The sequence below is a fragment of the Streptomyces sp. genome, from assembly GCF_035563135.1.
GTDB lineage: Bacteria > Actinomycetota > Actinomycetes > Streptomycetales > Streptomycetaceae > Streptomyces.
Map to the genome: position 1 here is coordinate 1 of NZ_DATMVN010000307.1, position 8,569 is coordinate 8,569.

Genomic DNA, 8,569 nt, shown 5'->3' on the forward strand with positions numbered 1-8,569 from the left:
CGGTCTCCTGCGCCTCGGTCTTCAGCCGCTCCGCCTCGGCGGCGGCCTCGCTGCGCAGCCGTACGGCGACGGACTCGCCCTCGGCGCGGGACTGCGCGGCGTCGGCTGCGGCCTCGTCGCGCAGGCTCTCGGCCTCCGCGGCGGCCTGCTCCTGCAGCGCACGGACCCGCTCGGCCGCCTCCGCGCGCAGCCGCTCGGACTCCTCGCCCGTCTCGCGGCGGATCCGCTCCGCCTCCGTACGAGCCTCGCCGAGCGCCTCTTCCGCCGCCGCCACCCGGGACTCGGCCTCGGTGCGCAGCCGGGCCAGCTCCTCGGCCGCCTCGGTCCTGCGGGCCTCTATTCCCCGCTCGGTCTCCTCGCGCAGCTCCTCGGCCGCCTTCTCCGCCGCGGCGGTCAGGGCGGTGGCCTGTTCCTCGGCCTCGGCGCGCAGCTTCTCCGCCTCGGCGCGGCTGCGCTCCAGCGCTTCCTCGGCCTGCTTGCGCAGGGTGGCCGCGCGCTCGGCCGCCTCGGTCCTGACGCGCTCGCTCTCGGCGCTCGCGGAGGTCCGCAGCTCCTCGGCGTCGGCCTTGGCCTTGGTGAGCAGCTCCTCGGCGGTGCGGGCACCCTCCTCCAGCTGCTGGACCGCTTCGCGGCGGGCCTCGCCACGGATCCGCTCGCCCTCGGCCACGGCCTCGGAGCGCAGCTGCTCGGCCTCGCCCCGGAGCCGGCGCGCCTCCTCCTGCAGCTCGACGGTCCTGGCCCGGTACTCCTTGGTGTCGTCCTTGGCCGCGCCCTTGAGCTGGTCGGCCTGCTCGGCGGCCTCGCCGCGCAGCCGGTCCGCCTCGGCCTCGGCCTCACGGCGGATCCGGTCGGCCTCCTCGCCGGCCGCCCTGGTGGTGGACCTGGCGTCCTCGGAGGCCTTGGTCAGGACCTCCTCGGCGCTCCGGGCCGCCTTCGCGAGCTGGGCCGCGGCGTCCTCGGCGGCCAGGGTCCGGGCCTTCTCGGCGGCCTCGGCGACCACCCGCTCGGCCTCCGCCCGGGCGTCGACGAGCGCCTGCTCGGCCTCTTCCTTGAGCGCCTCGGCCTGCTTCGTGGCCTCACCGACCAGCCGGGCGATCTCGGACTTGGCCGTACGGGTGCGCTGCTCGTTCTGCGACTCGGCGCCGGCCAGCCGCTTGACCGCGGCCTCCTTCGCCTCGGCGAGGACCTTCTCGGCCTCCAGCCGGGCCTCGCGCAGCCGGGTCTCGGCCTCCTGCACGCGCTGCTCCGCGGTGCGGTTCAGCTCCGCGGTCTGCTGCCGGGTCTGCTCGGTCTCGGCGGTGGCCGTCGAGCGCAGCCGCTCGGCGTGGCTGGTGGCCTCCTGCGCCTGCGTGGAGGCGGCGTCGAGCAGCCGCTCGGCGTCCCTGCGGGCCCGCAGCAGCGTGGCCTCGGCCTCGGCACGGGCCGACTCCGCCTCGGAGTTGAGGCGCCGGCGGGTCTCGTCGGCGAGCCGGGCCGCCTCGGCGCGGGCGGCGGCCAGCGACTGCTCGGCCTCCGTGCGCGACTCGTCCAGGAGACGGCGGGCCTGGGACTCGGTCCTGGCCCGCAACTGCTCGGCCCAGGCGACGTTCTCGTTGACGTGGGACTCGACGGTCTGCCGGCGCTCCGCCAGCTCCTGGTCGAGCCGCTGACGCCGCTGGACCGCCTCGGCGTGCAACTCGGCCTGGAGCCGGGCCTGGTGCTCCGCGTGCTCCTGCAGGATGCGCTGTGTCTGAGCCCTGGCCTCACGCAGCTCGCGCTCGGCGTCGTTACGCAGCTGATCGGCCTGGATCTGGGCGTTGCGGAGCATCTGCTCGGCCTGGTAGCCGATGTCCGCGCTGTCGTGTGCGGGACGGTTCGCCAGATTGCGCCGTGCCTCGTGCAGCTTGGCGCGCAAGACCTCGACCTGGTAACCGAGGTCCTCGGCATGCTGGACGGCCTTCTCCCGGTCGGTCTTCAGCCGGTCCATCTCGGCTTCGAACCGCGAGAGATGGTCGTCGTCAGCTCGGTGGCTCTGCTGGCTCTCGTAGCCCCGCACTGCGCGGTCCCATCCTTCCCCGAGCTCTCAATTTCTTCCCCAGGCTCTCAACTTCGTTCGAGCGGGGAATGCCCCACTGAGCAGGGGAGGCCCCAACCCTGGTCGCAATTCTCCATACGAGTGCCGCTCGCCGGCGAGCGGCACCCCGGGGAATGGTGACAGATCAACGGCGAGGACGTGGCACGGCCCCGACCCGGCCCCGGCCCGGAACCGCCCACTCTACCGGCCCTGCCGGCGGCCGGGTCAGTGCTCCGTCGCCGAGGTGACCAGTTCAGTCAGCACACCGTGGCAGTCCTTGGGGTGGAGGAAGGTGATCCGGGAGCCCATCGACCCGGTCCTGGGCTCGTCGTAGAGCACCCGGACGCCCTTGCCGCCGATGGCCGCGGCGTCCCCGTCGACGTCCGCGGTCCCGAAGGCGATGTGGTGCACGCCCTCGCCGTTCTTCGCCAGCCACTTGCCGACGGCGGAGTCCTCACGGGTCGGTTCGAGCAGCTGGAGGTAGGAAGCCCCGCCGTCCGAGGTGCCGTTGATCTTCAGCATGGCCTCCCGCACGCCCTGTTCCTCGTTGATCTCGGTGTGGTGCACCTCGAAGCCGTACGTCGCGCGGTAGAACTCCACCGTCCTGTCGAGGTCGAAACAAGCGATTCCGATGTGGTCGATTCGCGTCAGCATGGAACCAGTGCAGCGCCCCGGGGATGGTTACGCAACGTGCGCGCGATCACACCCACTGCCGGATGACGGGCGCCGTACCGCTCAGTACATTCGGGCAGGAGGGACCGGCACATGAAGGGTGGAGGAAGGAGCAGGGCCGGGGGAGTGCGTGTCCGGCCCTGTGACGCCGCCCCTCATGCGCCGGTCCCTCCCCACCCTCGTTCACCACCTAATCAAGGGGCTGTGCCTCATGTCAGGAACGACCGGAACCACCTCAGTGATCGTCGCGGGCGCGCGGACGCCCATGGGCCGTCTCCTCGGCTCGCTGAAGAGCTTCTCCGGAGCCGACCTCGGAGGCGTCGCCATCAAGGCGGCGCTGGACCGGGCCGGGATCGGCGGGGACCAGGTCGAGTACGTGATCATGGGCCAGGTGCTCCAGGCCGGGGCAGGGCAGATCCCCGCGCGCCAGGCGGCGGTCAAGGCCGGGATCCCGCTGGACGTCCCCGCGCTCACCGTCAACAAGGTGTGCCTGTCGGGGCTCGACGCGATCGCTCTCGCGGACCAGCTGATCCGCGCCGGTGAGTTCGACGTCGTGGTGGCCGGCGGCCAGGAGTCCATGACCAACGCCCCGCACCTGCTCCCGAAGTCCCGCGAGGGATACAAGTACGGTGCGATCGAGATGCTCGACTCGATGGCCTACGACGGCCTGACGGACGCCTACGAGAACATCCCGATGGGTGAGTCCACCGAGAAGCACAACACCCGCCTGGGCCTGGACCGCGCCGCGCAGGACGAGATCGGCGCGCTGTCCCACCAGCGCGCCGCCGCCGCCCGGAAGAACGGCGTCTTCGAGGCCGAGATCACCCCGGTCGAGATCCCGCAGCGCAAGGGGGAACCGGTCCTCTTCGCCGAGGACGAGGGCATCCGCCCCGAGACGACCGCCGAGTCGCTCGGGAAGCTGCGCCCCGCCTTCACCAAGGACGGCACGATCACGGCGGGCACCTCCTCGCAGATCTCCGACGGAGCCGCCGCCGTCGTCGTCATGAGCAAGGCCAAGGCCGAGGAGCTGGGCCTGGACTGGATCGCCGAGATCGGTGCCCACGGCAATGTGGCCGGCCCGGACAACTCGCTCCAGTCGCAGCCGTCCAACGCCATCCGCCACGCCCTGAAGAAGGAGGGCATCGGGGTCGAGGACCTCGATCTCATCGAGATCAACGAGGCCTTCGCGGCCGTCGCGGTCCAGTCGATGAAGGACCTCGGCGTCACCTCCGACAAGGTCAACGTCAACGGCGGCGCGATCGCGCTCGGCCACCCCATCGGCATGTCGGGCGCCCGTGTGGTGCTGCACCTGGCGCTGGAGCTGAAGCGGCGCGGCGGCGGCACCGGGGCGGCGGCGCTGTGCGGCGGCGGCGGTCAGGGCGACGCGTTGATCATCCGGGTACCGGGCAAGTAGCGGACAGCCGGGCACATGGCGGACCGTACGAGTGAGCGAGGAGGCCGAGCGTGAAGGTGGACGTCCCCACCCTGGTCGAGCAGGCACGTGAGGGCAGGCCGCGCGCGGTGGCCCGGCTCATCTCCCTGGTGGAGGGAGCGTCGCCGCAGCTGCGTGAGGTGATGGCGGCGCTGGCGCCGCTCGCGGGCCGTGCCTACGTCGTCGGCCTGACCGGATCGCCCGGTGTCGGCAAGTCCACCTCGACCTCGGCGCTGGTCTCCGCCTACCGCAAGGCGGGCAAGCGCGTCGCGGTCCTGGCCGTCGACCCGTCGTCGCCGTTCTCCGGGGGCGCGCTCCTCGGCGACCGGGTCCGGATGTCGGAGCACGCCTCCGACCCGGGCGTCTACATCCGCTCGATGGCCACCCGGGGGCACCTGGGCGGCCTCGCGTGGTCGGCACCCCAGGCGATCCGGGTGCTGGACGCGGCGGGCTGCGACGTGATCCTCGTGGAGACGGTGGGAGTCGGCCAGTCGGAGGTGGAGATCGCCTCCCAGGCCGACACCTCCGTCGTCCTCCTCGCCCCGGGCATGGGTGACGGCATCCAGGCGGCGAAGGCCGGAATCCTGGAGATCGGCGATGTCTACGTCGTCAACAAGGCGGACCGGGACGGGGCGGACGCCACCGCCCGCGAGCTCAACCACATGCTGGGCCTGGGGGAGTCCCGGGGGCCCGGCGACTGGCGGCCGCCCATCGTGAAGACGGTCGCCGCCCGGGGCCAGGGCCTCGACGAGGTGGTCGAGGCCCTGGAGAAGCACCGGGCGTGGATGGAGGAGCACGGCGTCCTGACCGAACGGCGCACCGCGCGTGCGGCCCGTGAGGTCGAGACGATCGCCGTCACCGCGCTCCGTGAGCGGATCGCCGATCTGCACGGCGACCGCAGGCTGGACGCCCTCGCGGAACGGATCGTGGCCGGGCGCCTCGACCCCTACGCGGCGGCGGACGAACTGGTCGCGGGACTCACCGGGCGCCCGGCACAGGACTGACGGTCCCCGGGCGGCGTGCGGGCCGCCCGGGAACCCCTCCCCACGTGCCGGAACACCATGCTCCCGTCCGGCGGGGGCGACGGCGGGAGCGAGAGCGACGGGGGCGGGAACGGCCGTGCGCAGGCCGGCCCTCCTGGCTGGAAACCCTGGCGCGCCACCTTCACCGGGACCCCGCCGGGCTGTGCGGCCGGCCAGGGCGCGGTGGTCTGCCGTGCGGCGGACGGAACGTACGAGGCGCTCTCGATGCGCGTCCGGGACGGCGTGCTCCACGCCGGCAACGAGGAAGGGCTGCACGCCTTCCGCACGAAGGACGGCGGGAAGGAACCCACCGGATGCCCCCGGGAGGCACCTGCCGACTTCGCGGCCCACTGCCCGGGGGCCCAGGACGGCACGGACGACGAGCCCCCGCCCCCCGGCGCGGGCAAGCTCTTCGACATGCCCATCGGCGGTACGCCGCCCTCCCTGATCGCCCACGGCGGCGCGCTGTTCCTCTCCTCACCCGACGACGGCAGGGTCCTGTCCGGCTTCGCGCCCTGAGGCGGGGCCGGACGGGACCGCCGGACGGGAGGATCAGTCGTCGTCGCTGTCGTCGTTGTCGTCGTCACCGTCGTTGTCGTCGTCCTGGTCCACGGTCACCTTGCCGCTCTTCGCGTCGACGTGCAGTTCGTGGTCCTTGCCGTCCTTGCCCGTGACGTCGACGTCCCAGCGCAGCGCGCCGCCCTTGTCACTGTCGTCGCCGCCGTCGTCGTCCAGGTCCACGGCCGTCACCGAGCCGGGCTGCGCGCCCAGCGCCGCCTTCACCGCCGCGTCCAGGGACACGGCCGCCGAACGGGGCGCGTGGCGGTCGCGGTCGTCGCCGTCGTCCTCGTGGTCGGACAGCACCTTGCCGCTGCGCGCGTCCACGTCCACGTCGTGCCAGACCTTGTCGGAGCCGCGGACGTCGAGCTCCCAGACGCCACGGGCGCTGTCGTCGTCATCGTCCAGCTCGGCCCCGGTGACCGTGCCGGGGACCGCCTTCAGCGCGGCGCCGACGGCTTCGCCGACGGTGATCCGCGCGGTCGTCCCCGCCGTTCCGGCGGTGCCCGCGCCCTCACCGCTCGCATCGGCCCCGTCGGCCCGCCCGGAGGCGGCCGTGCGGCCGTCCTTCCCGCTGCCGTCGGAGTCCGCGAAGGCGGCGGTCGTGGCGAGCCCGCCGCCGACGAGTACGGCTGCGGTGACGGCGGCGACGGCGATGTTGCGCTTCATGGTGTGTTTCCTTCCGGACGGGATGTGCTGTGCGACGGGAACCACACTGGCCCGGCGATGCTGAACGCAGCCTGAAGCCACCTGAAGGCGTCTTCAGGTTCGGTTTGGGAAGCTGTCCCCATGCGCCTGTTGATCGTGGAGGACGAGAAGCGTCTCGCGACGTCCCTCGCGAGGGGACTCACCGCCGAGGGCTTCGCCGTCGACGTCGTGCACGACGGCCCGGAGGGCCTGCACCTGGCCGGCCAGGGCGTGCACGACCTCGTGGTCCTCGACATCATGCTGCCCGGGATGAACGGCTACCGGATCTGTGCCGCCCTGCGCGCCGCGGGGCACGAGATGCCGATCCTGATGCTCACCGCCAAGGACGGGGAGTACGACGAGGCGGAGGGCCTCGACACGGGCGCCGACGACTATCTGACCAAGCCGTTCTCGTACGTCGTGCTCGTCGCCCGGGTCCGGGCGCTGCTGCGCCGCCGCGGCGGGTCCGCCTCGCCGGTCCTCACCGCCGGCACGCTGCGGATGGACACCGCCGCCCGCCGGGTCCACCGGGGTGAGGACGAAGTCACCCTCACCGCCAAGGAGTTCTCCGTCCTGGAACAGCTCGTGCGGCGGGCGGGCGAGGTGGTCAGCAAGGCGGACATCCTGGAACACGTCTGGGACTTCGCCTACGACGGCGACCCGAACATCGTCGAGGTCTACATCAGCACGCTGCGCCGCAAGCTCGGCGCCGCGTCGATCCGCACGGTGCGGGGCGCGGGCTACCGGCTGGAGACGCTGTGAGGTCCGTACGGGCCAGGGCCGCCCTGGGCGCCACCCTGGTCGTCGCCCTCGCCCTGACCGTCGCGGGGCTGGCCGTCCTGGCGGTGCTGCGCGGCAACCTGACGGACCGCGCGGGCCTGGAGGCCGAGGTGGCCGCACGGGAGGTGGCCGGGCAGCTGGCCCTGGGAGTGGCGTACGCGGAGCTGGAGCTGGGCGACGAGGACACCCGCCCCGTCCAGGTGACCGACGGGGCGGGGCGGGTGGTGGCCGTCTCCAAGGACCTCGACGCGATCTCGGGGACGGGCACGGCGGAGGTCACCCCGGTTCCCTCGGCGCCGGTCCCGGGCGATGACGGTGACGGGGACGACGGTGACGACGAGGGGGACGACCCCGCCCGCGGTGAGGTCTCCTCCGACGCGCCGGACTTCGCGAACGGCACCGCCACCGTCGACGGCGAGACGGCGGACTACCGCTTCGCCACCGTCGAGGCGACCACCAGGCAGGACGTCACCCTGACCGTCCACGCGGGCTCCCCGCTCGCGGCCGAGCAGGAGGCCGTGGACACCGTACGCACCTCCATGCTGACCGGGCTGCCCCTCGTGCTGCTCGTCGTCGCCGGGGTGACCTGGCTGGTCACGCGGCGCGCGCTGCGCCCGGTCGAGGGCATCGGACGGGAACTGGCCGCGATCACCGCGTCGGAGGACCTGGGCCGCCGTGTGCCCGAGCCGGACTCGCGGGACGAGATCGCGCGGCTGGCCCGCACCACCAACGAGACCCTGACCGTGCTGGAGGCCTCGGTCGACCGGCAGCGGCGCTTCGTCGCCGACGCCTCGCACGAACTGCGCAGCCCGATCGCCTCGCTCCGCACCCAGCTGGAGGTGGGGGAGGCCCATCCGGAACTGCTGGACGTCCCCGGTGCGGTCGCCGACACCGTACGGCTCCAGGTGCTGGCGGCCGACCTGCTGCTGCTGGCCCGGCTGGACGCGGGGGAGCGGCCCGGGCGCACACCCGTCGACCTGGGCGCGCTGGTCCGCGAGGAGGTCTCCCAGCGAGCGGCGGACCGGATTCCGCCGCAGGTGTGCGCGGCGGACACCGGGTCACTCGAAGTCAGCGGCTCACGCGGGCAGTTGGCCCGGGTGGTCGGCAACCTCCTGGACAACGCCGAGCGGCACGCGGAGCGTCTTGTCGCCGTCTCGGTGAGGGCGGACCGGGGCGACGTGCTCGTGGAGGTGACCGACGACGGAGCGGGTGTGCCCGAGGCCGAACGGGAGCGGATCTTCGAGCGCTTCGTGCGTCTCGACGACGCCCGCAGCCGTGACGACGGCGGGGCCGGGCTCGGTCTGGCCATCGCCCGTGATGTGGCCTCCAGGCACGGGGGCACCCTCACGGTGGGCGCGGCACCGG

General features: G+C 73.3%; 8 protein-coding genes. 5 read left to right on the forward strand and 3 right to left on the reverse strand.

What is annotated here, in order from left to right; genetic code table 11:
• Both scy and mce read right to left on the reverse strand, forming a co-directional pair.
• The coding region (scy, locus tag VN520_RS13495) for a polarized growth protein Scy (protein ID WP_325747135.1) at positions 1-2,035 on the reverse strand (2,035 nt) is incomplete at its 3' end.
• 243 nt (positions 2,036-2,278) lie between these two features.
• The gene (gene mce / locus VN520_RS13500; RefSeq protein ID WP_325747136.1) at positions 2,279-2,707 is read right to left on the reverse strand and encodes a methylmalonyl-CoA epimerase; all 429 of its coding nucleotides are present in this window, start codon (positions 2,705-2,707) and stop codon (positions 2,279-2,281) included.
• Positions 2,708-2,936: 229 nt separating this feature from the next.
• On the opposite strand from mce, the gene VN520_RS13505 reads away from it, so the two are divergent.
• Genes VN520_RS13505 through VN520_RS13515 form a run of 3 tightly spaced genes read left to right on the forward strand, consistent with a single transcriptional unit; the run spans position 2,937 to position 5,698 of the window.
• Positions 2,937-4,139 carry an acetyl-CoA C-acetyltransferase gene (locus VN520_RS13505; RefSeq protein WP_325747137.1) on the forward strand — a complete coding sequence of 401 codons (1,203 nt, stop codon included), beginning with the start codon at positions 2,937-2,939 and terminating at the stop codon, positions 4,137-4,139.
• A 50-nt stretch (positions 4,140-4,189) separates the two neighbouring features.
• Complete coding sequence (gene meaB, locus VN520_RS13510) at positions 4,190-5,161, forward strand: methylmalonyl Co-A mutase-associated GTPase MeaB (RefSeq protein ID WP_325747138.1); 972 nt, start codon at positions 4,190-4,192, stop codon at positions 5,159-5,161.
• Positions 5,162-5,218: 57 nt separating this feature from the next.
• Positions 5,219-5,698 carry a hypothetical protein gene (locus tag VN520_RS13515; RefSeq protein ID WP_325747139.1) on the forward strand — a complete coding sequence of 160 codons (480 nt, stop codon included), beginning with the start codon at positions 5,219-5,221 and terminating at the stop codon, positions 5,696-5,698.
• Positions 5,699-5,731: 33 nt separating this feature from the next.
• Here the strand turns inward: VN520_RS13515 and VN520_RS13520 are convergent, their stop codons facing one another.
• Positions 5,732-6,406, reverse strand: a complete 675-nt coding sequence (locus VN520_RS13520) for a PepSY domain-containing protein (RefSeq protein WP_325747140.1) — start codon at positions 6,404-6,406, stop codon at positions 5,732-5,734.
• Positions 6,407-6,526: 120 nt separating this feature from the next.
• Between VN520_RS13520 and VN520_RS13525 the strand changes: the two genes are divergently transcribed.
• Together VN520_RS13525 and VN520_RS13530 are read left to right on the forward strand one after the other, a co-directional pair.
• Positions 6,527-7,186, forward strand: coding sequence for a response regulator transcription factor (locus VN520_RS13525; RefSeq protein ID WP_325747141.1), 660 nt, complete (start codon positions 6,527-6,529; stop codon positions 7,184-7,186).
• Positions 7,183-8,569: HAMP domain-containing sensor histidine kinase (locus tag VN520_RS13530; RefSeq protein ID WP_325747142.1), on the forward strand; the 1,387-nt coding region annotated here is incomplete at its 3' end. The genes VN520_RS13525 and VN520_RS13530, both read left to right, overlap by 4 nt.